The organism is Halomarina pelagica (assembly GCF_024228315.1).
In the GTDB taxonomy this organism is placed as follows: Archaea; Halobacteriota; Halobacteria; order Halobacteriales; family Haloarculaceae; genus Halomarina; species Halomarina pelagica.
The window spans coordinates 1749325-1774514 of record NZ_CP100454.1 but is presented as its reverse complement, the minus strand read 5'-3'; the positions used below and the strand labels follow the sequence as shown (position 1 = coordinate 1774514).

Annotated in this window: 25 protein-coding genes, 5 tRNA genes and 2 pseudogenes; 12 read left to right on the top strand and 20 right to left on the bottom strand. The window is 68.4% G+C overall.

Going from position 1 to position 25190, the window contains the following annotated elements; genetic code table 11:
- Nucleotides 1-159: 159 nt before the first annotated feature.
- The 5 genes from NKI68_RS09210 to NKI68_RS09190 all read right to left on the bottom strand — a co-directional run bounded on the left by NKI68_RS09210 (nucleotide 160) and on the right by NKI68_RS09190 (nucleotide 2951).
- Nucleotides 160-390: a hypothetical protein gene (locus NKI68_RS09210; RefSeq protein ID WP_254542768.1), complete on the bottom strand. Its 231-nt coding sequence runs from the start codon at nucleotides 388-390 to the stop codon at nucleotides 160-162.
- Nucleotides 391-470: 80 nt separating this feature from the next.
- The gene (locus tag NKI68_RS09205; protein WP_254542767.1) at nucleotides 471-809 is read right to left on the bottom strand and encodes a hypothetical protein; all 339 of its coding nucleotides are present in this window, start codon (nucleotides 807-809) and stop codon (nucleotides 471-473) included.
- Nucleotides 810-1118: 309 nt separating this feature from the next.
- Nucleotides 1119-1192 (bottom strand) — tRNA-Phe (locus NKI68_RS09200).
- Between the two features lie 98 nt (nucleotides 1193-1290).
- The gene (locus NKI68_RS09195) at nucleotides 1291-2661 is read right to left on the bottom strand and encodes a serpin family protein (protein ID WP_254542766.1); all 1371 of its coding nucleotides are present in this window, start codon (nucleotides 2659-2661) and stop codon (nucleotides 1291-1293) included.
- A gap of 216 nt (nucleotides 2662-2877) precedes the next feature.
- Nucleotides 2878-2951, bottom strand: a tRNA-Val gene (locus NKI68_RS09190).
- 82 nt (nucleotides 2952-3033) lie between these two features.
- On the opposite strand from NKI68_RS09190, the gene NKI68_RS09185 reads away from it, so the two are divergent.
- Nucleotides 3034-3588 carry a DUF192 domain-containing protein gene (locus NKI68_RS09185; protein WP_254542765.1) on the top strand — a complete coding sequence of 185 codons (555 nt, stop codon included), beginning with the start codon at nucleotides 3034-3036 and terminating at the stop codon, nucleotides 3586-3588.
- Nucleotides 3589-3621: 33 nt separating this feature from the next.
- Nucleotides 3622-5568: an ABC transporter ATP-binding protein gene (locus NKI68_RS09180; RefSeq protein ID WP_254546412.1), complete on the top strand. Its 1947-nt coding sequence runs from the start codon at nucleotides 3622-3624 to the stop codon at nucleotides 5566-5568.
- A gap of 172 nt (nucleotides 5569-5740) precedes the next feature.
- On the opposite strand, the gene NKI68_RS09175 is transcribed toward NKI68_RS09180, so the two are convergent.
- Nucleotides 5741-6052, bottom strand: coding sequence for a DUF5789 family protein (locus NKI68_RS09175; RefSeq protein ID WP_254546411.1), 312 nt, complete (start codon nucleotides 6050-6052; stop codon nucleotides 5741-5743).
- A 164-nt stretch (nucleotides 6053-6216) separates the two neighbouring features.
- On the opposite strand from NKI68_RS09175, the gene NKI68_RS09170 reads away from it, so the two are divergent.
- Both NKI68_RS09170 and arsN2 read left to right on the top strand, forming a co-directional pair.
- Nucleotides 6217-6942, top strand: coding sequence for a creatininase family protein (locus NKI68_RS09170; RefSeq protein ID WP_254546410.1), 726 nt, complete (start codon nucleotides 6217-6219; stop codon nucleotides 6940-6942).
- 179 nt (nucleotides 6943-7121) lie between these two features.
- A pseudogene (gene arsN2, locus NKI68_RS09165) lies at nucleotides 7122-7433 on the top strand (arsenic resistance N-acetyltransferase ArsN2); the annotation flags it as partial.
- A 2-nt stretch (nucleotides 7434-7435) separates the two neighbouring features.
- Here the strand turns inward: arsN2 and NKI68_RS09160 are convergent.
- The gene (locus tag NKI68_RS09160; protein ID WP_254546409.1) at nucleotides 7436-7912 is read right to left on the bottom strand and encodes a DUF5790 family protein; all 477 of its coding nucleotides are present in this window, start codon (nucleotides 7910-7912) and stop codon (nucleotides 7436-7438) included.
- Between the two features lie 254 nt (nucleotides 7913-8166).
- A complete protein-coding gene (locus tag NKI68_RS09155; RefSeq protein ID WP_254546408.1) occupies nucleotides 8167-8505 on the bottom strand; it encodes a dihydroneopterin aldolase family protein in 339 nt (112 codons plus the stop codon).
- Between the two features lie 122 nt (nucleotides 8506-8627).
- On the opposite strand from NKI68_RS09155, the gene NKI68_RS09150 reads away from it, so the two are divergent.
- Both NKI68_RS09150 and azf read left to right on the top strand, forming a co-directional pair.
- On the top strand, nucleotides 8628-9251 hold the full coding sequence (locus tag NKI68_RS09150; protein ID WP_254546407.1) for a translation initiation factor IF-2 subunit beta: 624 nt from the start codon (nucleotides 8628-8630) through the stop codon (nucleotides 9249-9251).
- A 137-nt stretch (nucleotides 9252-9388) separates the two neighbouring features.
- The gene (azf, locus tag NKI68_RS09145; protein ID WP_254546406.1) at nucleotides 9389-10129 is read left to right on the top strand and encodes an NAD-dependent glucose-6-phosphate dehydrogenase Azf; all 741 of its coding nucleotides are present in this window, start codon (nucleotides 9389-9391) and stop codon (nucleotides 10127-10129) included.
- A 230-nt stretch (nucleotides 10130-10359) separates the two neighbouring features.
- On the opposite strand, the gene NKI68_RS23790 is transcribed toward azf, so the two are convergent.
- The 6 genes from NKI68_RS23790 to NKI68_RS09120 all read right to left on the bottom strand — a co-directional run bounded on the left by NKI68_RS23790 (nucleotide 10360) and on the right by NKI68_RS09120 (nucleotide 15416).
- On the bottom strand, nucleotides 10360-10590 hold the full coding sequence (locus tag NKI68_RS23790; RefSeq protein WP_368410979.1) for a DUF2321 domain-containing protein: 231 nt from the start codon (nucleotides 10588-10590) through the stop codon (nucleotides 10360-10362).
- A gap of 42 nt (nucleotides 10591-10632) precedes the next feature.
- On the bottom strand, nucleotides 10633-11391 hold the full coding sequence (locus NKI68_RS09140; protein ID WP_254546405.1) for an EMC3/TMCO1 family protein: 759 nt from the start codon (nucleotides 11389-11391) through the stop codon (nucleotides 10633-10635).
- A gap of 135 nt (nucleotides 11392-11526) precedes the next feature.
- On the bottom strand, nucleotides 11527-12171 hold the full coding sequence (locus NKI68_RS09135) for a DUF309 domain-containing protein (protein WP_254546404.1): 645 nt from the start codon (nucleotides 12169-12171) through the stop codon (nucleotides 11527-11529).
- A gap of 76 nt (nucleotides 12172-12247) precedes the next feature.
- Entirely contained in the window at nucleotides 12248-14356 is a 2109-nt protein-coding gene (locus tag NKI68_RS09130) for a hypothetical protein (RefSeq protein WP_254546403.1), read from the bottom strand.
- Nucleotides 14357-14489: 133 nt separating this feature from the next.
- Complete coding sequence (locus NKI68_RS09125; RefSeq protein ID WP_254546402.1) at nucleotides 14490-14807, bottom strand: HalOD1 output domain-containing protein; 318 nt, start codon at nucleotides 14805-14807, stop codon at nucleotides 14490-14492.
- A 536-nt stretch (nucleotides 14808-15343) separates the two neighbouring features.
- Nucleotides 15344-15416 (bottom strand) — tRNA-Arg (locus NKI68_RS09120).
- Between the two features lie 321 nt (nucleotides 15417-15737).
- Between NKI68_RS09120 and NKI68_RS09115 the strand changes: the two genes are divergently transcribed.
- Nucleotides 15738-17261 (top strand): single-stranded DNA binding protein, encoded by a 1524-nt coding sequence (locus NKI68_RS09115; RefSeq protein WP_254546401.1) that lies wholly within the window; start codon nucleotides 15738-15740, stop codon nucleotides 17259-17261.
- A 39-nt stretch (nucleotides 17262-17300) separates the two neighbouring features.
- Here NKI68_RS09115 and NKI68_RS09110 read toward each other — a convergent pair whose 3' ends face one another.
- Entirely contained in the window at nucleotides 17301-17558 is a 258-nt protein-coding gene (locus NKI68_RS09110; RefSeq protein ID WP_254546400.1) for a plastocyanin/azurin family copper-binding protein, read from the bottom strand.
- Nucleotides 17559-17821: 263 nt separating this feature from the next.
- On the opposite strand from NKI68_RS09110, the gene NKI68_RS09105 reads away from it, so the two are divergent.
- The gene (locus NKI68_RS09105) at nucleotides 17822-18256 is read left to right on the top strand and encodes a histone family protein (RefSeq protein ID WP_254546399.1); all 435 of its coding nucleotides are present in this window, start codon (nucleotides 17822-17824) and stop codon (nucleotides 18254-18256) included.
- Nucleotides 18253-19260 (top strand): histone deacetylase family protein, encoded by a 1008-nt coding sequence (locus tag NKI68_RS09100; protein WP_254546398.1) that lies wholly within the window; start codon nucleotides 18253-18255, stop codon nucleotides 19258-19260. Before NKI68_RS09105 ends, NKI68_RS09100 begins: the two co-directional genes overlap by 4 nt.
- Here the strand turns inward: NKI68_RS09100 and cca are convergent.
- Nucleotides 19239-20588 (bottom strand): CCA tRNA nucleotidyltransferase, encoded by a 1350-nt coding sequence (gene cca / locus NKI68_RS09095; protein ID WP_254546397.1) that lies wholly within the window; start codon nucleotides 20586-20588, stop codon nucleotides 19239-19241. The genes NKI68_RS09100 and cca overlap by 22 nt on opposite strands.
- 185 nt (nucleotides 20589-20773) lie before the next feature.
- Here cca and NKI68_RS09090 point away from each other — a divergent pair.
- Nucleotides 20774-20846: transfer RNA gene (locus NKI68_RS09090), tRNA-Asn, on the top strand.
- A 211-nt stretch (nucleotides 20847-21057) separates the two neighbouring features.
- On the opposite strand, the gene NKI68_RS09085 is transcribed toward NKI68_RS09090, so the two are convergent.
- Complete coding sequence (locus NKI68_RS09085) at nucleotides 21058-21654, bottom strand: arsinothricin resistance N-acetyltransferase ArsN1 family B (RefSeq protein WP_254546396.1); 597 nt, start codon at nucleotides 21652-21654, stop codon at nucleotides 21058-21060.
- 162 nt (nucleotides 21655-21816) lie between these two features.
- On the opposite strand from NKI68_RS09085, the gene NKI68_RS09080 reads away from it, so the two are divergent.
- A tRNA-Ile gene (locus NKI68_RS09080) sits at nucleotides 21817-21958 on the top strand.
- A 143-nt stretch (nucleotides 21959-22101) separates the two neighbouring features.
- Here the strand turns inward: NKI68_RS09080 and NKI68_RS09075 are convergent.
- Both NKI68_RS09075 and NKI68_RS09070 read right to left on the bottom strand, forming a co-directional pair.
- Nucleotides 22102-22503 (bottom strand): PIN domain-containing protein, encoded by a 402-nt coding sequence (locus NKI68_RS09075; protein ID WP_254546395.1) that lies wholly within the window; start codon nucleotides 22501-22503, stop codon nucleotides 22102-22104.
- A 10-nt stretch (nucleotides 22504-22513) separates the two neighbouring features.
- Entirely contained in the window at nucleotides 22514-22774 is a 261-nt protein-coding gene (locus NKI68_RS09070) for an antitoxin VapB family protein (protein ID WP_254546394.1), read from the bottom strand.
- A 274-nt stretch (nucleotides 22775-23048) separates the two neighbouring features.
- On the opposite strand from NKI68_RS09070, the pseudogene NKI68_RS23935 reads away from it, so the two are divergent.
- Nucleotides 23049-23165 (top strand): annotated as a pseudogene (locus tag NKI68_RS23935) (HpcH/HpaI aldolase family protein); the annotation flags it as partial.
- A gap of 204 nt (nucleotides 23166-23369) precedes the next feature.
- Here NKI68_RS23935 and NKI68_RS09060 read toward each other — a convergent pair.
- Complete coding sequence (locus NKI68_RS09060; protein WP_254546392.1) at nucleotides 23370-25031, bottom strand: DUF7282 domain-containing protein; 1662 nt, start codon at nucleotides 25029-25031, stop codon at nucleotides 23370-23372.
- Nucleotides 25032-25190: the final 159 nt, after the last annotated feature.

The window sequence follows — 25190 nt, the reverse complement described above, 5'->3', positions numbered from 1 at the left end:
CGGAGCCGAGCCCCCCGACCGGCACTCTGTGCCACTATGTGACATGCGCACGTCTAGTCGACTCCGAGACAACATATTTCGCCTTGCACACTGGCGATACCAATCCCCCTCACCGATCCGAGCGTCGACCGTCACTCGCTCGACGGGTCGCGTCCGCGCTCACCGCGCTCCACCGGGTAGCGCCTGCCGTCGAGATGGTTCGCGATCTCGTCGTGCTCGCCACGGAGGCCCCGGAGCCTCCTCGAAGTGATCCATCGCACTGCCGACTGCGTGGCGGACAGCTACGAGCACGCCGTGAGCGCGGTAGAACCACTCGAGTCCCCGTTCCATCCCCTCGACGGTCGCCCGTTCCTCGTCGTCCAACCCGTCGACCGCGTCGTGATCGCTCATACCCCCTCCGGGTCGGACAGTCAGGGGGTACCTCGGGAGGGCAGACGGAGGTCCCGCCGTCGGCCTCACTCGCGGCGGCCTCAGTCGCCGATCCCGTCGCCGAACTCCTCCCGCGAGAGGTCCTCGAGCAAGTCCTTCACGTCCCGTCTGGTGTCGTCGTCGATGCCGTCGATGGCCTCCACGCTGTGAGCGCCGCCGTGGGCGGTCTGCAGCGCGTTCTCGTTGAGGTCGCCGTCCGGATCGACGACGGGTAGCTTCAGGTCCGTGAAGTCGTCCGGCGGGAACCCGGACGCGGAGAGGACGAAGTGGTCGTCGATCGCGGAGAGGTCGTCGGTGTCGAAGTCCCCCTCCCGCGGCGCGCTCCACTCCTCCGTTGTCGTCCCCGAGTAGTCGGGTTCGTGCACCTCGTAGTCCGTCATGGCTCGCGCTCGTGACTACGAGTGCCGCCGACGTAAGCGACCGGGCCACCCATCAGTCGCGTGGTACGTGACGGCGCACTCGGGGTGTCGGAGCGCGAGTGGTCCTCGGTTCGGAGCTACCGGGCCACGGGCGGTAGCGTCGGCGTCAGACGTCACCCGTTCGTGATCGTAGATCGAGGATAGATTGTGCCGCCTCCCGGATTTGAACCGGAGCAAGACGTGCTCGCTCACTCTATTCGCTGTGCGCGACTTGCAGGGTTCAAAACCCGCTCGGGAGCATTTTCACTGCTCACTTCGTTCGCAGGAAAATGCCGCCTCCCGGATTTGAACCGGGGACAGCTCGATCTTCAGTCGAGTGCTCTCCCAGTCTGAGCTAAGGCGGCTCACCCTCACCGAGGCCGACGACCCGAAAAAGCGTTTCGAAACGCGGGTCGGCGACCGTCCTCTCGCCCGCCCGACACGCGGACGGACTCGCCCGGCCCTACTGCGCCGCCGCGGCGTCCACGACGCGTCCGAGGAACAGCACCGCGTCCGTCTCGCGGTGCCGGATCGCGAAGTAGAACGGCCGGTCGACGGTCATCTCGAAGGGATCCATCGGTGCGCTGGTGGCACCCATCTCGACGCCCGTGGCCGCCGCGGCCTCGGTCCCCGCCTCGTCCACCGCGACGAACGCCTCGTGGACCACGTCGTCGACGTAGACGTTCTCGCCCGCGGCTTCGAGGTCCACCATGCCGCCGAAGTCCGCGCGCCGCCGGTCGAACGCGACCGGCATCCCGAGCGCCCGCAGCGTCCCGGGGAGGCTGAACGACGACCGGTAGGTGAACCGCGGGAGCGCGACCGTCCCCTCCGCCTCCGCCAGCGCCTCGAACAGCGCCCGGAGCCGCGATCCATCGAGCGACCCCTCGAACGCCTCGAACGCACCGGCCGGCGGGAGGACGACCACCATCCCCACCTCACCGCCGACGTAGGGCAGTTCGACGACCTGGACGCCGTCCACCTCGGCGTACGGGAACCGCTCGCTCTGACGCATCGTCGGAACGTCCGAACTGGACCCGCCGAGCGCGGTGAACGGCGCGTCCGCCGTGACGTCGGGATCGAACGCCTCCGCCCACGTCGCGCGGAAGTAGACGGCGTTCGTCAGCACGAGGCGCGTCCACCGATCGAACGATCCCTCGGAGAACAGCTCGGGGATCTTTCCCCCGGTCCGCGCGCTCACCCAGTCGTTGATCCGCGTTCGCGCGCCCTCCGGATCCCCGACGAAGTCGACCGTGTGCATCCCCGCCCCGTAGTAGGCCGCGAGGGTCTCGAGGAACGGCTCGCGGTAAGGGTAGTCGGCCAGCCCCCACAGCGCGTTCGCGGTCTCGAGGCGAAACGGCGTCCCGCCCTCGCCCCCGTCGTCGGTCGCGTCCGCGCCGGCACCGCCGTCGTCGCCCGCGTCGCCCGCGTCGCCCGACTCGAGCGCCCGATCGAGCGCGTTGAACGCGGGGTGCAGCGCGTTCTGATCGAGTTCGAAGCGCAGGGCCTCGGCCATCTGTCGCTCCGTCTCCCCCCGCGCCCCGGCCCACGTCATCGCCAGCGCGACGGAGACGCTGTACGGCGAGACGAACAGGTTCGCGTTCGGTTCCTCGCCGCGCAGTTCGGCGAGCAGGTCGCACGCGAACGCCGCGTTCCCCGCGACGAGCGCGTCGAAGTCGCCCGCGGGCACGTCGCCCGACGCGCGGGGGACGTTCGCCCTGACGTCGGGGGCGGTCGGAGACCCCGCGCCGGGCGTCGGTCCCCGATCCAGACAGCCCGCGAGGCCACCGGCCACGAGCGCCCCCGAGAGGGCGAGGAGGGTACGTCGAGTCGGCATAGGTACCCCTCCGCGAGGGGAGGCGATACCCCTTCCCCAGGATCAAACGACGACTGAACGCGAGAGACGCTCGCCGATCACCGTCGTTCGAAGCAGGAGAGCGGACCCGGACGGATTCGAACCTCGGTCGCTCCACTCACTCCGTTCGTTCCGCTCCCTGATTCGAATCCACCGGCGTGTACTCTCCGCTACTCGCGATTGCTCGTAGCAGGAGAGTGGGTCCGGACGGATTCGAACCATCGACCTCAGCCTTGTAAAGGCCGCGTCATGACCAGCTAGACCACGGACCCTCGTCTCAAGTCACCGGCGCGGACAGAATAACGCTTGCGAAGCCCCCGGAACCCTTACGCCGGAGCGGACTGACTGTCAGTCATGCGCAAGGAACGCGTCGCCGGGATCGTCGGCCTCCTGCTGGTGCTGGGGCTGACGGGCCTCACGCTGGTCGCCGCGGGCGTCGTTCCCCTGCCGGTCGGCGCGCCGCCGGCGGACGACTACGACCGGACCACCGTGACGATCAGCGACGAGAACGGCACCGAACTCGGTAGCGTCGAGGCGCGCGTCGCAGACACGTGGCAGAAGCGGTACACGGGGCTGAGCAACACCTCCTCGCTCCCCGCGGACGAAGGGATGCTGTTCGTCCACGAGAAACCGCAACAGCTCACCTACGTCATGCGGGGGATGGACTTCGGCATCGACATCGTGTTCGTCAGCGCCAACGGGACGATCACGGAGATCCACCACGCGCCGAAACCGCCCGAGGGTGCCGACGGCGAGGACTTCCGCTACTCGGGACGCGGCAAGTACGTGCTGGAGGTGAACTACGACTGGACGACCCGCCACGGCGTCGAGGTCGGCGACCGGGTGAGCGCGCCGGACGTCGGACTGACCCCTCCCGCTCCCGTGTCAGAGAATACCACTGCCTGCTAACACTTTTCAACGGTTCGACGCGTACCGATTCCAATGGACGTTTCCGCCGACGATGACGACCCGTTCGAGGAGCAACGGGAGCGGGCGGAGAGCCCGATGCGACGCCTCTTTCTGGAGTACGGCGGCGAGAACCGACTCGCCTTCGCCGTCGGTCTGACGTCGAGCGTCATCGCGCGCGCGCTCGACCTGCTGCCGCCGTTTCTCCTGGGATTCGCCATCGACGCGATCCTCCGGGGGGAGAAGGCGTTCGCCCTGCCGCTCGTCCCGGCGGCCTGGCTGCCGACCGAACCGACCGGCCAGCTGCTGGTCGTCTCGGGCATCGTCGCCTTCGCGTTCTTCGGCGGGGCCGGCTTCCACTGGATACGGAACTGGGGGTGGAACTCCTTCGCCCAGCACATCCAGCACGACGTCCGCACGGACACGTACGACGAGATGCAGCGGCTGAACATGGACTTCTTCGCCGACAAGCAGACCGGCGAGATGATGTCCATCCTCTCGAACGACGTGAACCGACTCGAGCGGTTCCTCAACGACGGGATGAACGCCGCCTTCCGACTCGGGGTGATGGTCCTCGGCATCGCGGCGCTGCTGTTCTACCTCAACTGGCAACTCGCGGTCGTCGCGCTGCTCCCGGTCCCGCTCATCGCGCTGTTCACCTACCGGTTCATCCAGACGATCCAGCCGAAGTACGCCGAGGTGCGCTCGTCGGTCGGCAAGGTCAACTCCCGCCTCGAGAACAACCTCGGCGGGATTCAGGTGATAAAGACCTCGAACACGGAGGACTTCGAGTCCGACCGCGTGGACGACGTCTCGATGAACTACTTCGACGCCAACTGGGGCGCGATCGAGACCCGGATCAAGTTCTTCCCCGCCCTGCGCGTCATCGCCGGCGTCGGCTTCGTCCTCACGTTCGCCCTCGGCGGCATCTGGGTCATCCAGTACGAGACGGCAGGGACCGCCCCGTGGTTCTTCACCGAACCGCTCTACGTCGGCGAGTTCGTCACGTTCATCCTCTACACCCAGCGGTTCATCTGGCCGATGGCCCAGTTCGGACAGATCATCAATATGTATCAGCGGGCGTACGCCAGCGCGGCGCGCATCTTCGGGCTGATGGACGAGCCCTCGCGCATCGAGGAGAACCCGGACGCCGCCGATCTCGCCGTCGAGGAGGGGCGCGTCGAGTACGACGACGTCACGTTCGGGTACGACGATACCGAGACGATCGTCGAGGACGTCTCGTTCACCGTCGAGGGCGGTGAGACGCTCGCGCTCGTCGGCCCGACCGGCGCGGGGAAGTCGACCGTCCTGAAGCTCCTCCTCCGGATGTACGACGTGGACGAGGGGGCGATCCGGATCGACGGACAGGACGTCCGCGACGTCTCGCTCCGGAGCCTCCGACGGCACGTCGGCTACGTGAGCCAGGACACGTTCCTGTTCTACGGCACCGTCCGGGAGAACATCGCCTACGCGACGTTCGACGCGGACGACGAGGCGATCGTGGCGGCCGCGAAGGCCGCCGAGGCACACGACTTCATCCGAAACCTCCCCGACGGCTACGACACGATGGTCGGCGAGCGCGGCGTCAAGCTGTCGGGGGGCCAGCGCCAGCGCATCTCCATCGCCCGCGCCGTCCTCAAGGATCCGGAGATCCTCGTTCTCGACGAGGCGACGAGCGACGTCGACACGGAGACGGAGATGCTCATCCAGCGGTCGCTCGACCGCCTCACCGAAGACCGAACGACGTTCGCCATCGCCCACCGGCTGTCGACGATCAGGGACGCCGAGGGGATCGTGGTGCTGGAGGACGGGCGGGTGGTCGAGCGCGGCACCCACGAGGACCTCCTCGCGGACGATGGCCTCTACGCGCACCTCTGGGGCGTGCAGGCGGGTGAGATCGACGAACTCCCCCAGGAGTTCATCGAGCGCGCCACCAGACGACAGGCGCGCACCGACTCGGAACCGGGCGAGGCGGACGACTGACGGCCGCCGCTCGACCGAGCGCTTCCCCCGTCCCTCTCCCCTCGCCGAACGTTTACATACGAAAACGCGACCAGCGTCACCGTGCGCTGACGAACCGCTCGCGGGCGGCCCGCGGTCGTGCGACACGACCGCCCGCGAGAGCCGGTCCCGACCCGTGTCGCCTGTTCGCCCCCTACAGCGACTCCTCCTCGTGGTCCTGGGCCGACTCTGACTGATCGCCTCGGTCGGAGTAGTGCTCCCGGCCGACGGCCCCCCCGCCGACCATGTTGAGCACCGCCTGCCGCACGTCGTCGGCGGACTGGAACTCCTCCTCGTACCCCTCGAGCGCCTCCCCGAGCGTCACTGAACCGTCCTCCAGGCCGATCTCGGCGTCGCCGTACTCCTCACGGATCTCCGAGGTGTCGGCCGGGTAGTCGTGCGATTCGAGGCGGTCGTCGAGGTCGCCGAAATCGACACCCAGCGTCCGGTCGTCGTTCTCGCTCATGGTTCGCCCCGACCAACGACCGCCGACGGGAAACGGTTTGTGCCTACTCTCGCGGCCGACGAAGTACACCGTCGACCGTCCGTCACGGGTTCCGATGGCTCCCCCACCCCGTCTGAGGGTTCCGCTAGCTTCACGACGGTGGGGCCGACAGTGTCCCGTGAGCCATGCGACTCGCCGAGCAGACGTGGACCGACGTGGCCGAGGCGGAGACGCGTCTCGCGTTCCTGCCGACCGGCAGCACGGAACAGCACGGACCGCACGCGCCGCTGGGGACCGACGCGATGACCGCCGACGCCGTCGCCGAGGCGGGTGCGGCCGCGTTCGACGGCGAGATCGTCGTCGCGCCGACGATCCCCGTCGGGATCGCCGAGGAACACCGCGGGTTCGACGGTACCCTCTGGGTGACGCCGGACGCCTTCCGGCGGTACGTCCGCGAGGTGATCGAGAGCCTCGCGTACCACGGTTTCGACCGCGTCGTCGTCGTCAACGGCCACGGGGGGAACGTCGACGCGCTCGGGGAGGTCTGCGCGCGCGTCACCCGCGACGGCACCGCCCACGCCGTCCCGTTCACGTGGTTCTCTGGGGGTTCTGCCGATCTCCCGATGGGCCACGGCGGCGCACGGGAGACCGCGCTCCTGCGCTGGGTCGCCCCCGACCTCGTCCGCGAGGATCGCATCGAGGCGGCGCGCGAGGGGGCCGCCGACCGCTGGGGGGAGTGGGTTGCCGGCGTCAACCTCGCGTACGACTCCGACGAGTTCTCCGAGAACGGTATCGTCGGCGACCCGGACGCGGGGAGCGCGGCGGACGGCGAGGCGCTGCTCGCGGCGGCCGCTGAGCGACTGGCCGCCCTCGCGACCGCCGTCGACGAGCGCGCCGCGCGCGACGAGTGACGAGTACGTCCATCCGTGTACTCATCCCGTTCCGGTGCACACGCGATACCATGACCACCGTGACTCTCCGACGGGCGACGGAGTCCGACCTCGACCGCGTGGAGTCGCTCCTCTCGGCGAACGACCTCCCGACGGACGACGTTCGGGACGGCGCGGCGACGTAGAACGCCGCCGCGGACGGCGAGCCGGTCGGCGTCGGCGGCCTCGAACGCTGCGGCGAGGCGGCGCTCCTCCGATCGGTAGCGATCGAGGAAGCGATGCGGGGACGGGGATACGGGACGGCGCTGACGCGGCGGCTCTGCTCCCGCGCCGCATCGGACGGCGTGACGGAACTCTACGCGCTCACGACGACGGCCGCGGCGTTCTTCGAGGACCTGGGATTCGAGCGAGTCGCGCGCGATGACGTACCGGCGGCCGTCAGGGCGACGCGCGAGTTCGACGAACTCTGTCCGTCGTCGGCGGTCTGCCTCTGTCGCCGGTTGAACCGATAGCGCTACTCCTCGTCCTCCTCGCTCTCGTCGTCTTCGGCCTCGGCGTCCTCGTCCTCGGCTCCCCCCTCGTCGGCGTCGGTTCCGCCGTCGGCCTCGGCCTCCTGGAGCGCGCCGCGGAGCTGCGGGATCGTGCTCGCGAGTTCGCCGACCTGCCCGTGGGCGTCGTCGATCTCCGCGATCAGGTCGTCGAGTTCCTCGATCGCCTCGCGGAGGTCCGCCGCGTCGTCGAAGGCGTCCGCCCGCTCGCCCATCGTGTACCACTTCTTGGCGTTGCGGAGGTGCTCCTCGGCGTCGCCCACGTCGAGGGCGCTCCGGAGGCTGTTGAGCACGCCGAGGGTGTTCTCCGACTCGACCTCCCAGACGGCGTCGGCCGTCGGGAGTTCGGCGCGGGCCGCGGCGAGACTCTCCTCGACGTCGGCGCGCATCTCGGAGGCCGCCTCGCCGAACAGCTCGTCGTCGCTGAGGGTCTGTTGACTCATGGCCCGGGATTTGTCGGCATGGTTTATAAACGCCCGCCCGAAACTGAAAGTGAACGCGCCCGTCTCGGACGTTCGCGCTCGCGTCTTCGCCGCTTCGAACCGTCGGCGGGGGTGGGGTGAGAGCCGAGTTCGCCGTCGGCGTCGGCGGTATCGTCGTCGCCGGCGTCGGGGGCCTCCAGCGCCGTCCGTTTCGAAGACCGTTCGTCAGTGACGGACCCCGTACGATCGGTCGTCGGAGGCCGGTCGTCGCGACGTCAGGGACGCTCCGTCACGTCCACGACGCGCATCATGGGGTAGCCCTCCTCCATGCGCATCTCGGCGTGCACGACGGTGTCCTCGTACTCGATGCGCATTCGCACCTCCACGTACTCGCCCGTCAGTTCGGTGTAGCCGTGGTTCGTGTCGAGCCTCTCGGCGAGGACGTCCACGTCGACCGACGCGCAGTGTGGCTGGTTCTCGATGGCCTCCTCCATGGCGCGTTCGAGGCTCGCCGCGCTCTCGGGGCTGACGGGCGTCCCCGCGAACTGGTGGTAGAGCGAGCCGAACTTGATACCGGCCTCGAAGCAGGCGACCTCCCGTTCCGTGGGATCCATACGGTGGCTCTCGGTCCGCCGGACTAAAGCCCGCCGGGTTCGGCCGGCAGGGGCCGTCTCGGCGGGTGGTATGACGAGACACATCTCGTAACCGGTTTAGGCACGAATCGCCTCGTTCCTCCATGGATTACGAATCGAGCCTCGACCGGGCCATGGAGAACGTACCCGACATCGACACCAGCGGCGAGCGACTGAGCGTCCCCGACGCCCACGCACAGAAGGACGGGGCGTTCACGCGACTGACCAACCTCGCCGAGATCGCGGACACCGTCTCCCGCGATCCCGACCACGTCCACCGCTTCGTCCAGCGCGACCTCGGGACCAACGGGAAACTGGAGGACGGCGTCGGCCGATACAACGGGACGTTCTCCGGGCGCGACTTCGACGAGAGCATCGAGAAGTACGTCGAGACGTACGTCCTCTGTGGCGAGTGCGGCCTCCCCGACACCCGCCTCGTCACCGAGGACCGCACGCCGATGCTCCGCTGTGACGCCTGCGGCGCGTTCCGCCCCGTCTCCAAGCAGCGCCGCCCCCAGCAGCAGACCCAGCAGCGGGACGCCGTCGAGGAGGGCCAGACCTACACGCTCGAGATCACCTCGACCGGGCGAAAGGGCGACGGCGTCGCCGAGCGCGGCGAGTACACCATCTTCGTCCCCGGCGCACAGCGCGGGGACGTCGTCGAGGCCTACATCGAGAACGTGAGCGGGTCGCTCGCGTTCGCCCGGCTTGAATCGAAACAGAACTAATACCGCCCGCTCCGCACCCGTTCTCTCCGTCTCCCGAACCTCCCCGCTCTCTCCGTCTTCCGCATCCTCCCCGCCTTCCCCCTCTCTCCGCACGAAATCGCGTGATTCTTCATCGGGTTACCCCTCTCTCCTCCTGAATGGACGACCCGGTCTTACTCACGGGGGCCGCCGGTCGCGTCGGCCGCGCCATCCTCGACGGCATCGGCGAGCGATACGCGTGGCGACTGCTCGACCACAACCCGCCGACGGAGGAACCCGACCACGAGTACGTCGTCGCGGACATCACCGACGGGGACGCCGTCCGCGAGGCGATGGCGGGCGTCGGCGCGGTCGTCCACCTCGCCGGCGACCCCCGTCCCGAGGCCCCCTGGGACAGCGTCCTCGCGAACAACATCGACGGGACCCACACCGTCATGCAGGCGGCGGTCGACGCGGGCGTCGAGAGGTTCGTCTTCGCCTCCTCCAACCACGCCGTCGGTGCCTACGAGTTCGGCCGCGATCCGCACATCTACCGCACGGAGTCCGAGTTCATGCTCGACGGGACGGAACTCCCCCGGCCGAAGAACGTCTACGGCGTCAGCAAGGCCGCCGGCGAGACCCTCGGACGATACTTCCACGACGTGTACGACCTCTCGGTGGTCTGCGTCCGCATCGGCAACCTAACCAAGGGCCACCCGCCGATCGACTACGAGCGCGGGCAGGCGATGTGGCTCTCCTACCGCGACTGCGCGCACCTCTTCGACCGCTGTCTCACCGCCGACTACGGCTACGAGATCGTCTACGGCATCTCCGACAACGACCGCAAGTACTACTCCATCGAGCGCGCCCGAGAGGTCCTCGGCTACGACCCGCAGGACAACTCCGCCGAACACGACTGAGTGTTGAGAGTATAATTTTCAGTCTGTTATCGACTACGTCGAATGATTGAGTGAACTCCGTTTTATGGTCGTAAACGGTGTATGGCAGGGTCGCGGCTATCGGCCGGTTCGCTCGTAGTTGGACGAGAGGGACCTCTCGACATTTCTGTTAATTTGGTCGGAAGTGAACACTGGACTCATCATCACTGGCCATCTCTCACTACATCATTGACGTCAAGTGATGCCCGTGTTTACTCCGTCCACGGATACGGTTCTCCACAGTCGTGACAGTATTTAGGGACGTCTTTGGAGCTACCCATTGAAACCACTCCCTCTACATGATAGTGTCCCTTGATTTCTGCACCGCATTCGGGGCACGTGATTATCGTCTCAGCACCGCACTTCTCACAATATTTTTGTCTAAACTCGGGGGATCTGTGATATACCTCCGTGATCTGGTGCCCGTTCTTACAGACTTGCATCGCATCATACTCGCCCATATTCCCCATTCACCGTCGCTGACCTTAATTCTCCTTCCAAGCCTCAACCTCCTCCAGAGCCATATTATTGTGAATTCTTACTTCCTCTTCAAGGAGTCGCTCTTGTGCCACATTACCGTACTCGTCAGCAGTAACCAAGTCAATCCTCACTTCTACTCGATCTATTTTATTCCTTGATAACGCAGTAGCGACACGAGAAAAATTCCCGCACGTCTTCTCTCCATCAATTTCAACTTCGAATTGAGGACAGCACCTCATGCCGATGCTTTTCTCCTCCGCACCGATTATCCTCCCCCCACTAGATATCTCTGACTTAGCCCTCATTAACTGTGTCGAGGTCTCTATTCTTGAGCACTGTCCCTGTCCGTCTACGAGACTTGTCTTGATGTATAACTCGACAATTGCTCCCCCTCCGTGATTCGAGATTTGGATGTGACAATCATCCTTATCGGTTTCTCGACCTAAGATATCTAGCAGAGACCTCTTTTCAATCTGTAGCATTTCGTGCTGTTTTTCTTGTAAATTCGCCTGACGATCCATGATACGTTCCTGGTTTTTCTGGATCGATTTTTGCTTCTCTTGGGTGTCCCACATCTGGAGATACAAGTATGCCAAAACTGACGAGAGCAGGATGCTCCCATATGCGCTGATTAAAGTCGCGACCTCACCCAGCTTTAAGTCTGTAATGTTTGCTACTAGACAAGTGGTGGTAGGGACTAAGACCAAGAATAGAAGGGCAATCACCCCCAGAACGAAAGCATCCTTTCCATCGAAATTCTCCATACGTGCTGATCATTCCTATCCCGACGACTATCTATGTAGCTTTCTTCTCCACGGCGACTTCTGGATTGTAATAACTATTGTACTCGTAGTAACACCAACTACACCACCGTCCGCCGTCGGGCCCCGTCGCCCGCGTCACCCGAACAGCCCCTCTACGTCCCCCTCCTCGTGCTCCCGCCTCGCCGCGTGCTCCGATAGCCGTCGGTAGACCAGCGCGCGGTTTCGCCCCTGCGCGAAGTCCATCACGAGCGATACGAAGGGGCTCGTCGCCCGTCCCGCGTCGAGGTCCGCCCGCCCGTAGCGGGCCGCCCGCTCGATCAGTTCGGGATCGAAGCCGTGCTCCTCGGCGAGGATCCGCGCCGCGACGACCGACTCCTCGAAGTCGAGGTCCGCGACCGAGACCGTTCGCCCCCCGATCTCCAGTCGAACCGGCGGGCGGCGCTCGACGACCGCGGGATCGGCTTCGAGGTCGCGCAGGTACTCGCGGACGGGGTCGAGCGCGACGCCCCGGAACGCCGCGCCGAGGCCGTCGAGGTACTCGCGGGCGCTCGCGGCGAGGCCAGTCGCGCCCGCCGGGTTCCCCTCGACGGCGTGGTGGACGGCGGCGGTGAACTGGATGAGCCCCTGCAGGAAGTCCTTCTCCGGGCCGGCGTCGAGTTCGAGCCACGGCTCCTCCCACGCGTCGTGGGCGGCGTGGTACTCGCCCGCGTTGTAGACGGCGACGCCCGCGCGGAGGTGTCGGTTCACGTCCGCGCCACGATCCGCGTCCGCGCCACTCATGTCGTCTCCTTCCGCGTCCAGCCGGATGTGTGCGTCGCCCCGCCGCCCCGCCGCCCCGCCGCCCGCCCTCGTTCCCTCAGCCCCGCCGCTGCCAGACGAGGCTGAAGTTCGCCACCTCGCCGGGTTGGCGGTCGATCAGTCTGGCGGCCCGCGCCGGCGACGGCAGGTTACCGCTCCCGAAGTAGGGCATCGCGTAGGCGACGCGGAGCCCCATCCCGCGGCGCTCCTCCCCGCTGGCGAGGAGGTCCATCACCGCCTCCGTGCGCCCGTCGGCGAAGAATCGGTCCCGCTCGACGCCGAACAGGAGGGCGGCATCGTCGGTCGAGACCGTACCCGCCGGCTCGAGGCCGCCGAGCAGGCGCTCCGCGGCCGTCTCGACGTCGAGATCGTCGAGTCCCGTCCCGCGCAGCCAGAGGTCGGCGTACGCGTCGGGGTCGAACGCTCCCCCCTCGCCCTCCGCCTGCTCGCGCTCGAAGCGCGCCACGTCCCGTCGGACCTCGTGGACCGCCGGGGAGACGAGCGCGTCGAGCGGCTTCGGCGTCTCCGGGCGGACGGGCAGTTCGAACGTCGTCTCGCCGTCGAGTCGCCGGTCCTCGCGATCGAAGACGCGGCTGTACCGCTCGACGTCGGTCGACTCGAGCAACCGCGTCGCCTCCCGCTCGGTGCAGTACGCCCCCGGATCGAACGGGACCGCGACGACGCGTCCGAGTCGCGCGCCGCCCCCGCCGCGCGGTTCGATCCGGACGCGGAGCGCCCCGTCGCCGAGGAACCGCTCGGCGTCGAGGGCCCGGAAGACGCAGGTGTGGCGGCCCGTCGGGTCGACGTGCGGCCGCGCGTTGGGATGGTAGCCGCCGAAGTCACCCACGAACGCCCAGCCGTCGCCGGTCCCGAGCCAGAGGCCGTAGTCCATGAAGCCGACGCCCTCGCCGTCGAGCCAGAGGTCGAACCGGCGGTCCGGCGCGTAGTCCCCGTCGCGGGCGAACGTCGACGCCCAGGCGTAGAGGTAGCGATCGCGCGCGACGGTCAGCGTGTCGATGGGGTAGCGGTCGCCGAGTTCCTCGCGGGTGACGCGGTTCGGAACGAAGGGGTCGAACCCCACCTTCGTGCGGTAGTACTGCGTCCGTCCGTACCACCCCAGCCCGTCGGCCCCGGCCGCGACGGCCGTTCGCAGGTCCATGCGCATCGCCTGCTTGCTCGGCGTGTAGTGGGGGTTGATCGTGTGGCTCTCGCCCAGGAAGTAGACGGGCCGGTCGCCGGAGTACCGGCGGGCGTTGGCGATGAGGCTCCGCACGGCCTCGTTCGCCACCTCCGGGCCGGCGTCCTTCTCGTACCAGCCCCGGTAGAAGTCGGTGAACACGAAGTCCGGCATCGCGTCGCGGGAGCGCAGGTCGTCCATCAACCCCGCGAACACCTCCGGCTGGCGCGACTCGATGACGTAGGGGAAGTGCAGGAAGATCCCCACCTCTAGCTCCTCGCTCACCGCCTTGATCGCCCGGCGCTGGGCGGCGAAGACGTCCGGGCCGTACCGCGAGAGGCTGTCCACGGCGCGGCTGTTCCACGCGCCCCCGGGGATCCACTCCCCCGCTACGGGGGCCTCCTGCCAGACGACGAGCTTTCCGCCGGGCATGACGTCGCGATAGCGCTCCGCGACCGCCCGCAGGCCGTCCAGGTGGCGCTGGCGTCGTTTCGGGTTCGTCGCGAACGTCTCGGCCGCGAGACTCGTCAGGACGCCCACGTTCGCCCACGCGTCCAGGCCCGCCTCGCGCGCCTGTCGGAGCGCCGCGGCGAGACGCTCGCCGCCGTCGGTCACCTGCGCGTCCGTGTCCGCCAGCAGCACGGCGAGGTCGTGTCGCCGCGCGAAGGCGTACAGGTTGCGGCGGAGTCGCTCGTCGTGCCACGTCGACCGCACCACCCAGATGAAATCCGACCGCGACCTGGCCGGCCCCGAGTCGGGATACGGCACGTCCGCCCAGCCGTCCATCGGCGTCCCGTCGTCGGTCAGCCGGTAGGCGGCGTACCCGCTCGCGACCCCGGCACCGAGGACGCCGCCCGCACCGATCAACACACGGCGTCGGGAGACGCCGCCCGCACCGCCGACCCCGTCATCGCCGACCCCGTCATCGCCGACCCCGTCATCGCCGACGCCATCGCCATCGCCACCGCCGACCCCGTCACCCTCGACCATCGTCACCCCGCGCGCGTTCGGTTCGTCGCATTCGTTGGATGGGTGGTACTCTCCCCGTCCGTATCAACCTGTTCGCCGGCGTGTGCGTCGCGGCGCGGTCCTCCCGAACCACGCCGCTCGCGGGGGTGACGCGCTACTCCGGGCAGCCGCATCCGACGGAATCGCGGACGGTGATGGTGCCGTCCCCGGCGACGGTGAGGTCGTAGCCGCAGCACCGGAACGACACGCACCCGTCGAGGCGGAGCGCCCCGTTCATCCGGGGACCGAAGAGACCGTCGAGGCACTCCGGGTCGACGGCCGAGTACAGCGAATCGCGCAGTTCGAGCGGGTCGACGCCCTCCACCTCCGCGACGGCCAGCACGAGGCCGACGCTGGGGGGCGTCTCGTCGGGGTCGTACCACGCCGTGTGAACGACCGGGACGGGATCAGGGGGTTCGTCGGTGGACGGCATCTTCGACTCTGGGCGTTCGACGACGCGCTGTGCACGCCGTCGCTCGCCTCCACGATGGCTAGGCAACCGTCGGGCATAAATCGTGCCGGTAGGTAACACACAACAACTAACGGACGTAACGCCGTAGCGGTCCGTGATCAACTCTGTTTCGTCAAATCCGTCGTGTAGAAACGCTCTGGCGGAATCTCGTGTGAAGGCGGATCGGTCGAATCGCGAACGTCAGCGGGCGTTCATCGGGGTTTGAATTCGTTGAAACGGTCCTGCTCGCTTCGCTCGTCGCGTGACGCCTCGCAGAAACGTCCTGACGGAGTCTCACGCGAGTGAAACGAGCGTGAGGCACGTCAGGGTGCGAACGAGCGAACCGCTCTGCGGTTCGCGAAGTGAGCGTCCTGACGGAGATTTGAACTCGCCGAGACGGTCCTGCTCGCTCGCTCCGCTCGCTGCGCGGGCTGCGACTCGTCTGCTTAAATCTCCTCGGAGGAGTTTCGCGAGGCGTCGGCTCCTCGCTTCGCTCGTCGCGGGACGCCTCGCAGAAACGTCCTGACGGAGATTTGAACTCCGGTCCCTGGCTCCGCAAGCCAAGAGGATAGTCCACTACCCTACCAGGACTCATCTACCCATTCCCCGCTTCGGGATAAGTGGGTTACGGTTCGCCCCCGCCGTGCCGACCGTCGACACGGGTAGTGTTTCCGTGAGCGGCCGCCGGACGAGCACCCGCGGGTGGTGGGGCTGAACGGGGCCGACCGCTCGCCAAGCGGGAGGGGGCGTTCGAACTAGTCACGTCGGCGAGTTCGACTCGGTTACTCGTATCCGAACGGTACCGTCGACACGGGGCCGAACCTTCAAGTAGGAGAGGGGGACCAGCGTCGGTATGCCGAACCGTTCGCGCGACCGACAAGGATTAACAGCGGTGCACCCATGTCCGAGATAATGGGCACGATCGAGGATATCTACGGTGACCTCGACGCGGAAGTCACGGAGGAGGAGTTCCGTGAGGCGGTCGCGACGAAGGTCGAGCAGATGGACGGGCTCGCGGACGAGGAGACCGCCGCGATGCTCGTCGCGCACGAACTTACGGAGGAGGAGGTAAACGGCATCGCCGACATCGACGCCGGCATGGAGGAGGTGAAGTTCCTCGGGAAGGTGATGAGCGTCGGCGAGGTCCGCACCTTCGAGCGCGACGACGGCGAGGGGCAGGTGCTGAACGTCGAGGTCGCGGACGAGACGGGCCGCGTGCGCGTCGCGCTCTGGGACGACCAGGCCGCGGCGGGCGCGGAGGAACTCGACCCCGGCGACGTGCTGCGCGTCAAGGGCCGACCGAAGGAGGGCTACAACGGGCTCGAGGTGAGCGCCAGTCGCGTCGAGGGCGACCAGGACGCGGACATCGAGGTCGACGTCGCCGAGGAGGGCACCATCGCGGCGCTCTCGCTCGGGCAGAGCGACGTGAGCGTTCGCGGGAGGGTGCTCGGAACCGAACCCGTGCGGACGTTCGACCGCGACGACGGGAGCGAGGGTCGCGTCTCGAACCTCGTGCTGGGCGACGAGACGGGTCGCGTGCGCGTGACGCTCTGGGACGAGCGGGCCGACCGCGCCACCGAACTCGCCGAGGGCGTCTCGGTCGAGGTCGTGGACGGGTACGTCCGCGAGCGCGACGGCGCGCTCGAACTCCACGTCGGCTCGCGCGGGAGGGTGGAGGAGATCGACGAGGACGTGACCTACGTCCCCGAGACGACGGACATCGAGGCGCTCGAACTCGGCGACACCGCCGACATCGCGGGCGTCATCCGGTCGGCCGACCCGAAGCGCACGTTCGACCGCGACGACGGCTCGGAGGGACAGGTTCGCAACGTCCGCGTACAGGACAAGACGGGCGACATACGCGTCGCGATGTGGGGCGAGAAGGCGGACGCCGACGTCGGTCCCGGCGACGAGGTACTGTTCGCGGACGTGGAGATCAAGGACGGCTGGCAGGACGACATCGAGGCCTCCGCCGGCTGGCGATCGACCGTCTCCGTCCTCGACCCGGGGAGCGCGAGCGCCTCGCGCGGCGGCGGTTCCGCGGGCGATCCGGACGACGGCGCGGCGGAGGCGGGCACGACGGGCCTCGACGCGTTCGCGAGCGGCGGTTCCGGCGGTTCCGGTGGCTCCAGCGATGGACCCGGCGACTCGGGGGGTGCCGGCACGGAGCCGGCCGCCGCGACCGCCACCGGCGCGGCGGGGGAAGCCGGGGCGGCCACCGACGCTGCCGATGCCGCCACCGATGCGCCGGCCGAAACGGAGGACGGCCCCGTCGAGTTCACCGGGACAGTCGTCCAGACGGGCGAGCCGGTGATGCTCGACGACGGGAGCGAGACGGTCACCGTCGTCACGGACGAAGACGTCCGGCTGGGTCAGGAGATCACGGTGCGGGGACGGCTGGTGGACGGTCGCCTGGAGGCCGACGAGGTCTTCTGAGTCGAGAATCAAGGGGGATCCGACCGGTCCGAACGAGGGTCACTCGACGACGACGACGCCCCGCATCCCCTGGCCGGCGTGGGGGTCGCACTGATAGGCGACGATCGGACCGCCCTCCGCGACCCACTCGTAGGTGTCCGACGACCGGATGTCGCTCGCGAAGGTCGCACCTCTCTGCGCCGCGACGTTGTGCGCGGTCCCCCGGCCCGTCCACTTCCAGACGATCCTCGTCCCGGGATCGACGTGGACCGCGACGGGATCGAACGCGAGCCCCCGCTCGCCGACGTCGATCGTCACCTCGCGCTCGCTGCGTTCGTCGACGGTACTGCCGGAGCCACCCCAGCCGTTCGCGGCGACGAGCCAGCCGTCGTAGTCGACGTACTGTTCCGTTCGGGATCCGTCGGAGCGGGTAGAGGCGTTCGACGCGTTCGTCGGTTCGGTCGGGTCGGTCGGGCCGTCGGGTCGGGTTCCGGTTCGACGCGTTCACCGCCGAACGGAGCCGTCGGGAGCCGAGGTAGTGACGCGGAACGCTTAAGCCCGAAACAATCCCGTGTCACGGTATGAGTGTCGAGCTACCGTTCGCGCCGGTCGACGCCATCATCCGGCGGAACGCGGGTGACCTCCGGGTGAGCGCCGACGCCGCCGAGGCGCTCGCCCGCCACGTACAGGCCCACGGCGCGGCGCTCGCCGTCGAGGCCGCCGCGCGCGCGACGGACGACGGCCGCAAGACGCTGATGGCGGAGGACTTCGGGACGGAGGGGGACAAGGCGTCGCTCGAACTCCCCATCGCCCCCGTCGATCGCATCGCTCGACTCGACATCGACGACCGCTACCGGGTCTCCATGAACGCACGCATCGCCCTCGCTAGCATCCTCGAAGCCGACGCCGATGCCGTCGCCGCGGCCGCGGCCGTCCTCGCCCGGCACGCGGACCGACGGACCGTCATCGAGGACGACATCGAGACGTACTTCGAACTCGCTCCGTACTTCGAATGAGGTTCGGCTACCGGGACGTCTGTCTCTCCCACGACGCCGGCCCGCGCCACCCCGAGCGCCCCGACCGCCTGCGCGCCATCCGGCGAGCGCTCGCCCGCCAGCACAGCGTCACCTACGCCGATCCGGACGACGCCACCGTCGAGGAGGTCTGCGCCGTCCACGACGACGCGTACGTCGACTCCGTCCGGGAGTTCTGCGAGGACGGCGGCGGCCAGTGGGACCCCGACACGGTCGCCGTCGAGACGACGTGGGACGCCGCGCTCGCGAGCGCGGGGATCGCGCGCTGGGCCGCCCACGAGGCGCTCGACGGGGCCGACGGCTGGGACACGCCCTTCTCGCTCGGCCGCCCGCCGGGTCACCACGCAGTCTACGACGACGCCATGGGCTTCTGCTTCTTCAACAACGCCGCCGTCGCGGCCCAGTCGGCCCTCGACCGCGTGGACCGCGTCGCGATCTTCGACTGGGACGTCCACCACGGCAACGGCATCCAGGACATCTTCTACGAGCGCGGCGACGTCCACTACACCTCGATCCACGAGCGCGGCCTCTACCCCGGCACCGGCCACCCGGACGAGATCGGCCGGGACGACGGCGAGGGAACCACGCTCAACCTCCCCCTCCCGGCGGGGAGCGGCGACGTCGAGTACGCCTACGCGGTCGACGAGGCGCTCCGTCCCGCGCTCGAACGGTTCGATCCCGGCCTGCTGCTCGTGAGCGCCGGCTTCGACGCCCACGAGCGTGATCCCATCTCCCGGATGCGCGTCTCCTCGGAGGGCTACGCGATGCTCGCCGATCGGGTTCGGGCGCTCTCGACCGACCTCGACGCGCCGCTCGCGTTCGTCCTGGAGGGCGGCTACGGCCTCGAATCGCTCGCCGAGAGCGTCGCCACCGTCCACGAGGTGTTCGAGGGGCGCGATCCCGTCGAACCGGAGGGCGAGGTGATCGAGAAGGCGCGGACGGTCGTCGGGACCGCCCGCGAGCATCACGGCCTCGGGTCGAAGTAGCGCGCCAGTTCGACGCCGAACTCCGCCGCGAGCGCCGTCGTCTCCCTGCCCTCGAGCACCTCGTAGCCATCGCGTAGCGCCTCCTCCACGGCGACGCCGAGCGAGACGCCGAGGAGGTCGTCGCTCTCCAGCCACTCGCGGGCGGTAGCGCGCCCGCGCTCGCGCTCGACGACGTAGCGCTCGCCGTCGACGAACGGCCCGTACGCGTCGCCGTCGGCGTACTTGTCGTAGAACCCCGTCGCATGCCGCCCCACCCACACTGGCGGTCCCTCGTGGCGGGCGATCCGGGGGCGCTCTGCGACCTCGCACTCGACGAAGAGGACGGCCGTCTCGTCGGCGAACGTCGCCGCCCGGAGCACGTCGAAGCCGCGGCGGTCGAGTTCGCCGACCACGCCGGAGAGCGACTTCTCCAGTTGGGGGTAGAGCTGATCGTCCACGAGGTCGGGCGCGGGAAAGCGGACGGCGAAGGGTGTCGTGCCGCGCCGCTCCAGGTGGGCGGCCATCGCGTCGGCGTCGAGCGGCTCGGGGTCGCGAGGCTCGAACGCTTCGGCGCGCGGCTCGTCGAGGAACGCCCGCGCGTGGTGGACGAGCCGCGCGACGTTCCCCACGGAGAGGACGGCCGCGACGTTGCGCTCCGGGTCGGTCGGATCGACGACCACCAGCGGGTCGTCGAACCCGCGCGCGGCGTGGCCCTCGGGGTCGAGTTCGACCGGCGGGTGCCAGTCGCGGGCCGCCTCGAGAAACGCGCGGAACCCGCCGTACCCCAGCACGAGCAGTTCGGTCAGGTAGCCCGAGAATCCCCTCGTCCGGAGGTCGCTCCCGTAGACACCGACGCCCTTCAGGAACGCCTTGGTCAGCACGACCTCCCGGGCGCTGTCGTCGTCGAGGCGCTCTGTGAGGTAGGCGGTGTGAAACGGCGTCCGGTCGACCGCCGACTGGATCGCCGTCGCGTCCTCGACGGCGTAGCAGGGGACGAGGTCCACCTCGAATCCCTCCCTGGTGCCCTTGACGTAGGGGTGTTCGGCGTACTCCTCGTGGCCGTCCGGGAGCACCGCGCGGCCCACCGCCAGCCCGTAGCGCTCCAGCTCGCGCCGGGGGAGTTCCGGCGGGAAGCGCACGAACACGTCGATGTCGCGGTCGCCGCTGACCCACGTCCCCCGCGCCGTCGAGCCGACCTGCACCACGTCCGCCTCCACCGGGAGGTCGGCCGCGGCGGCCTCGGCGTCGGCGACGACCCGCGCCGCGGTCCGGGCGAGGCGCCCGCGCTCGGCGTCGTCCGGGACGACGCGCGCGGCGACCTCCTCGGTGACGGCCTCGAACTCGTCCATGTGCGGAGGTCCCCCCGTGCGGGCGAAAGGGTAACGGTCGGGCGTTCGTCCGGGAGGGGTCGATCGTTCGCGCGGCGACGGTCGCAGCACTGACTCCCGTCCCCGTCCGTGTGGTGTGGTTACACGCGAAGGGCCGGGCGTAGAAACGAAAGCCCTATTTGGCGAATCGCATTACTCCCTAACGAGCCGCCGTAGCTCAGCTGGTAGAGCACCTCGCTGTTAACGAGGTTGTCCCAGGTTCGAGCCCTGGCGGCGGCGCTTCTCCGTACGTATCACGCGACGAGCGGAGCGAGGAGCCGACGCGTACGTGCGTAGAAACCCGTAGGGGTCGAGCAGACGAGTCGCAGCCCGCGCAGCGAGCGGAGCGAGCGAGCAGGACCGTCTCGGCGAGTTCGAGCCCTGGCGGCGGCGCTTCTCCGTACGGCTCACGCTCGTCGCGTGAGCCGATACGTAACGTACGGGTTCCCCCTCAGCGCCGTAGCTCCGCCTCTCCCGCCCGCAGCGCCTCGTCCCACCACTCGCGCTCCCGCGCCGCCGCGACCGACAGCGGCGGGTCGGGCTCCGGGGGGCGCTCGCCCAGCGCGCGGCGGAACCATCCCACGTCGTGCCACGCGCCGTGTTTGAACCCGACCGCCTCCCAGACGCCGATCCGCTCGAAGCCGGTCGCCCCGTGGAACGCGACGCTCGCCGGGTTGGGGAGCGTCACCGCCGCGTAGACGCTCCAGTAGCCCTGCCCGGCCAGCAGGTCGAACAGCGCCGCGTAGAGCGCCCGCGCGACTCCCTCCCGCTTCGCGTCCTCGCGGACGTACACCGTGCTCTCGGTCGACCAGCGGTAGGCCGCCCGCGAGCGGACCGGGCCGGCGTAGGCGTACCCGACCACCTCGTCGTCGCGCTCGCAGACCAGCCACGGGTAGCGCTCCAGTTTCCCCTCGATGCGCTCGGCCACCTCCTCGGCGCTCGGCGGCGTTCGCTCGAACGTGACGCTCGTCTCCTCGACGTACGGCGCGTAGATCGCGCGGACGGCGGGCGCGTCGTCGTCGGTCGCGAGGCGGAGCGCGGCGGTCACGACCTCCTCCGTCCGGTCGTCGTTCGACTCGTCATGTCCCCTCGTTCGGCCGCCGGGGCAAACCCGTTGCGTCCAGCGCGACGCTTGCCGGGGGCGTCGGCGGTCGCCCTGCGGCCTCGAACCCGGTAGGCTAAAGGGGTCCGGGGGCTGACTCGTTTTCGTGGGCCCTTAGCTTAGTCTGGTATAGCACCCGGCTCATAATTTCATCCCTTTCGGGTTGAATGAGGCCGACGCCCGGTCTTCGGTTCCGAAGGAGGTGCGATGGGACACCGGGCGGTCGCTGGTTCAAATCCGGCAGGGCCCATGTGAGTGTCGCGAGCGACAGCGAGCGACCGAACTGTACCCCGACGGATTTGAAGCAAGGAGCGACGCGAACGTAGTGAGCAGAGCGACTGAGGTTCAAATCCGGCAGGGCCCATGAGACCGGCGCTACCGCGCCGTGTCGAATCACGCCTTCTCGTACGTTTCGACGGTCAGACCGGGAATCCGCTCGAAGTGTTTGCCGTTGGCCGTGAGCACGGGTTCGCTCCGGACGACGCCCATCGCGCCGATGATCGCGTCCATCGGGCCGATCTCGTCTCCGCCGGCCGCGAGATCACCGTGGATGCGCCCGGCTTTCCGCATCACCGTCGCGTCCGCCGGGACTGTCGGATAGGACTCGAGCACGGCCTCGATGGCGGCCCGTCGTCCATCGGGGACGTTGACTCGACTGATGCTGTGATAGAGTTCGAACAACGCTGGGGTCGGGACGAACAGGACCCGCTCGTCGGCCTCGAGTGCGTCGAGCGTCGCGGTCGCGCCCGCGTGATCGATCATCACGTCGATGATGAAATCCGTGTCGAGGAGCATCCCTCGGCAGTCACTCCGGCTCCGTGGCCGACTCTCGGGCCTGCTCGATGCGCTCGACGAGGTCGTCGAGATCGCGGTTACCTCGCCGCTCGGATGCCGTGATCGCCTCGCGCATCGTCTCGCCTTCTTCGTCGGTTAGCACGCCCGACAGCTCTCGAAGCGAGCGTCCCCCGACGAGGCGGTCGAGCGTCTCCCCGACGCTCTCGTGCTCCTGCTGGTGGGCCTTGATACGCTCGTACACCCGATTCGGGACGCGGATCGTCTTACTCATACTCGCTCTTCGCATCACACCTGTAACAGGCTTTCGGCGCGGTCAGAAACGTGATCAGTCGCGGCTCGGCGGCGTGAGCGTCGCCGTATCCTCGGCCGTCTCCGAGCGGCGCTCACGGCGCTCGGCGACGCGGCGCATCTCCTCGGGATACCGGCGGTAGTACGCCAGCGCCGTCCGAACGTCGCGGTTCCGGTACGCCGGCCACGCCGGCGGGCGCGGCCTCGCGAACCCGCGGGCGGTCGGTGGGAGACGACGGACGACTACGTCCGGACGGGGGCTCGGTTTCGTGGACGACGTGAACGAGAAGGCGGCGTCGGGATACCAGCCCCTCGACCTCGGCAGCACGACCGGCGCGGTGGCGCAGGCCGTCGGGTCGTGGCCCGAGGGCTACCGATCCGGCGAGTGGGAGGTGATCACCCCTCCGTCGATCGGCGGGTCGAACCCCTTTATTTCGACTGGAGAATAGTGAGTAGAATAGTGGCGAACCCCTGACTCTATATCGGTCGGGACGCTCACGGAGCCGTACCAGTCCCCGGTTGACGGCGAGGGGGGAGGGGGAAGAGTGGAGTCCCGGTCCCGAGTAGGGTGGGGTAGTTTACTCGCGTCTCAGCGCGAACAGGCCGAGCGCGACGATCGCCGCGAGTGCGGCGACGGGACCGAATCCCGGGCCGTAGCCGAACGTCGCGCTCCCGCCGGAGCCGCCGACGGAGAGCGTGGCCGTGCTGTACACCGCGTCACCGTCGACCACGTAGGGGACGTCCTGTTCACCTCCGCTCTCGACGTAGTCGAACTTCTCGTTCCCGTTCGTGTCGAGGTGCGCCATCGCGATGGCGTCGCTCCCCTTCTCGAACGGCCGGTCGAGTTTGATCTCGACGTTCTTGTGGACGCCGGGGCGGAGGTACTTCGAGACGCCGCGGACGCTCTCGATCGGTTCGCCGTTCTTGAACGAGGTATCGTGGACGACCACGAACCCGCCGGCAGACATGTTGACCCGCTCGACCGTGACGACGCTCCCGTTCGTGGACTGGTCGGTGAACTCGACCGACGCGATGCGACCCTTCTTCACGTAGACCGGGACGCTCCTCTGCTCGATGCCGGCCCCGCTGACCGTCGCCGTGAACGTCGTGCCGGGCTTCACGCCCGTCAGGTCGAACGTCGCACCCCACGTGCGGCCCTCTCCTACGACGACGGTCTGATTGGTGTACGTCTTTCCGTTCCCCCTCGCCGTGACGCGGAGTTTCGATCCGGGCGCGAGCGTCGTCTTCCCGCTGAGGCTCGCGCCCGCGTCGGCGTAGGTCACCGCCATCTCCTCGCCGTTGCGCGTCTGCGTGTTGAACTCCGCCCTCCTGGGGTGGAGCTGGATCACGGTCGAGACGCCGACCGTCCGGTCGACGATCTCGCTGGCGCTCGAGACGGCGAAGCGGACGTTGTACTGCCTGCCCGTTTTCAGGTCGTCCGTGTCGAAGACGAAGAACACCGCCCCGTTGCGCGGCGCGAGCACCACGTTGATGTTGTCCTCGGTGATCGGGATCGCCGACCCGGTCCGCGAATCCCGGATCGTCAGCAGCGCGACGTCGGTGTTCCCCTCGCGGGCGTTGAGGAAGTCCATGAACGCCTTCTCGATCGACTCCCCCCGCTGTTGATTCCCGATGATCGCGCCGGCCAGTCCCGACCCGCCGAGGCGAGCGATCGCGAGGTCGCCCCGAGCGACGTCGTGGGTCGCGATGGACCGGTTCCAGATCTCCCCGACCGTCGTGAAGTCGCCCCGGTCGTACCGACCGGGCGCGGTCAGCATCCCGAACGTCTGGGGCCCGCCGTACGTGACCTTCAGCGTCGCGGTGTCGACGACTTCCCCGCCCTGCCTCGCCCGAACGGCGAGGCTGTAGGTGCCGATCGGCAGGGGCTCCGGGGTGCTTGCGTCGCCGCCGACGAACCGGACGCTGTCGGCCGTGCTCGCGACGCCGAAGCTTCGGCCGGCCCCGTCGGGGGTGTCGTAGGTGTTGAGGAGAAGCGTGACGCGCCCGTCGAGGTTCCCGTCGGTGATTCGCACCGTGGGGTTGTACCCCGCCTTCTTGGAGTTGATGGTGACGTAGGCGGTGCTCACGCCGGGAGTCGCCACGTCGATCTCGGCGATGTCGCCCCGCGACGCGTTGTACTCGTTGCGGGTGAATTTGACGACCGATGCGTCTCGCTGAGCGGACGAAGCCGCAGCGACGCCGACCAGGCTCACGGACCCGACGAACGCGGAGAGGACCATGAGCGTGGCCAGAAACAGGCTGCGAACTCGGTGCGGTGTGAGTGCCATGGTTATCGAGTGTGCCACGGGTGCCAGCGCTCACCGTCGTCGAGTACGAGCGAGCGAACGTCGATTACGGCCGTGCTCCCGAGAGCGCCGGCACCGTCGGTGAGCACGGTC

Excerpts from the sequence above, each read along its gene's own strand:
- NKI68_RS09210 (WP_254542768.1), bottom strand. The coding sequence starts at position 390 with ATGAGCGATCACGACGCGGTCGACGGGTTGGACGACGAGGAACGGGCG.
- NKI68_RS09205 (WP_254542767.1), bottom strand. The coding sequence starts at position 809 with ATGACGGACTACGAGGTGCACGAACCCGACTACTCGGGGACGACAACG.
- NKI68_RS09195 (WP_254542766.1), bottom strand. The coding sequence starts at position 2,661 with ATGCCGACTCGACGTACCCTCCTCGCCCTCTCGGGGGCGCTCGTGGCC.
- NKI68_RS09185 (WP_254542765.1), top strand. The coding sequence starts at position 3,034 with ATGCGCAAGGAACGCGTCGCCGGGATCGTCGGCCTCCTGCTGGTGCTG.
- NKI68_RS09180 (WP_254546412.1), top strand. The coding sequence starts at position 3,622 with ATGGACGTTTCCGCCGACGATGACGACCCGTTCGAGGAGCAACGGGAG.
- NKI68_RS09175 (WP_254546411.1), bottom strand. The coding sequence starts at position 6,052 with ATGAGCGAGAACGACGACCGGACGCTGGGTGTCGATTTCGGCGACCTC.
- NKI68_RS09170 (WP_254546410.1), top strand. The coding sequence starts at position 6,217 with ATGCGACTCGCCGAGCAGACGTGGACCGACGTGGCCGAGGCGGAGACG.
- NKI68_RS09160 (WP_254546409.1), bottom strand. The coding sequence starts at position 7,912 with ATGAGTCAACAGACCCTCAGCGACGACGAGCTGTTCGGCGAGGCGGCC.
- NKI68_RS09155 (WP_254546408.1), bottom strand. The coding sequence starts at position 8,505 with ATGGATCCCACGGAACGGGAGGTCGCCTGCTTCGAGGCCGGTATCAAG.
- NKI68_RS09150 (WP_254546407.1), top strand. The coding sequence starts at position 8,628 with ATGGATTACGAATCGAGCCTCGACCGGGCCATGGAGAACGTACCCGAC.
- azf (WP_254546406.1), top strand. The coding sequence starts at position 9,389 with ATGGACGACCCGGTCTTACTCACGGGGGCCGCCGGTCGCGTCGGCCGC.
- NKI68_RS23790 (WP_368410979.1), bottom strand. The coding sequence starts at position 10,590 with ATGCAAGTCTGTAAGAACGGGCACCAGATCACGGAGGTATATCACAGA.
- NKI68_RS09140 (WP_254546405.1), bottom strand. The coding sequence starts at position 11,391 with ATGGAGAATTTCGATGGAAAGGATGCTTTCGTTCTGGGGGTGATTGCC.
- NKI68_RS09135 (WP_254546404.1), bottom strand. The coding sequence starts at position 12,171 with ATGAGTGGCGCGGACGCGGATCGTGGCGCGGACGTGAACCGACACCTC.
- NKI68_RS09130 (WP_254546403.1), bottom strand. The coding sequence starts at position 14,356 with ATGGTCGAGGGTGACGGGGTCGGCGGTGGCGATGGCGATGGCGTCGGC.
- NKI68_RS09125 (WP_254546402.1), bottom strand. The coding sequence starts at position 14,807 with ATGCCGTCCACCGACGAACCCCCTGATCCCGTCCCGGTCGTTCACACG.
- NKI68_RS09115 (WP_254546401.1), top strand. The coding sequence starts at position 15,738 with ATGGGCACGATCGAGGATATCTACGGTGACCTCGACGCGGAAGTCACG.
- NKI68_RS09105 (WP_254546399.1), top strand. The coding sequence starts at position 17,822 with ATGAGTGTCGAGCTACCGTTCGCGCCGGTCGACGCCATCATCCGGCGG.
- NKI68_RS09100 (WP_254546398.1), top strand. The coding sequence starts at position 18,253 with ATGAGGTTCGGCTACCGGGACGTCTGTCTCTCCCACGACGCCGGCCCG.
- cca (WP_254546397.1), bottom strand. The coding sequence starts at position 20,588 with ATGGACGAGTTCGAGGCCGTCACCGAGGAGGTCGCCGCGCGCGTCGTC.
- NKI68_RS09075 (WP_254546395.1), bottom strand. The coding sequence starts at position 22,503 with ATGCTCCTCGACACGGATTTCATCATCGACGTGATGATCGATCACGCG.
- NKI68_RS09070 (WP_254546394.1), bottom strand. The coding sequence starts at position 22,774 with ATGAGTAAGACGATCCGCGTCCCGAATCGGGTGTACGAGCGTATCAAG.
- NKI68_RS09060 (WP_254546392.1), bottom strand. The coding sequence starts at position 25,031 with ATGGTCCTCTCCGCGTTCGTCGGGTCCGTGAGCCTGGTCGGCGTCGCT.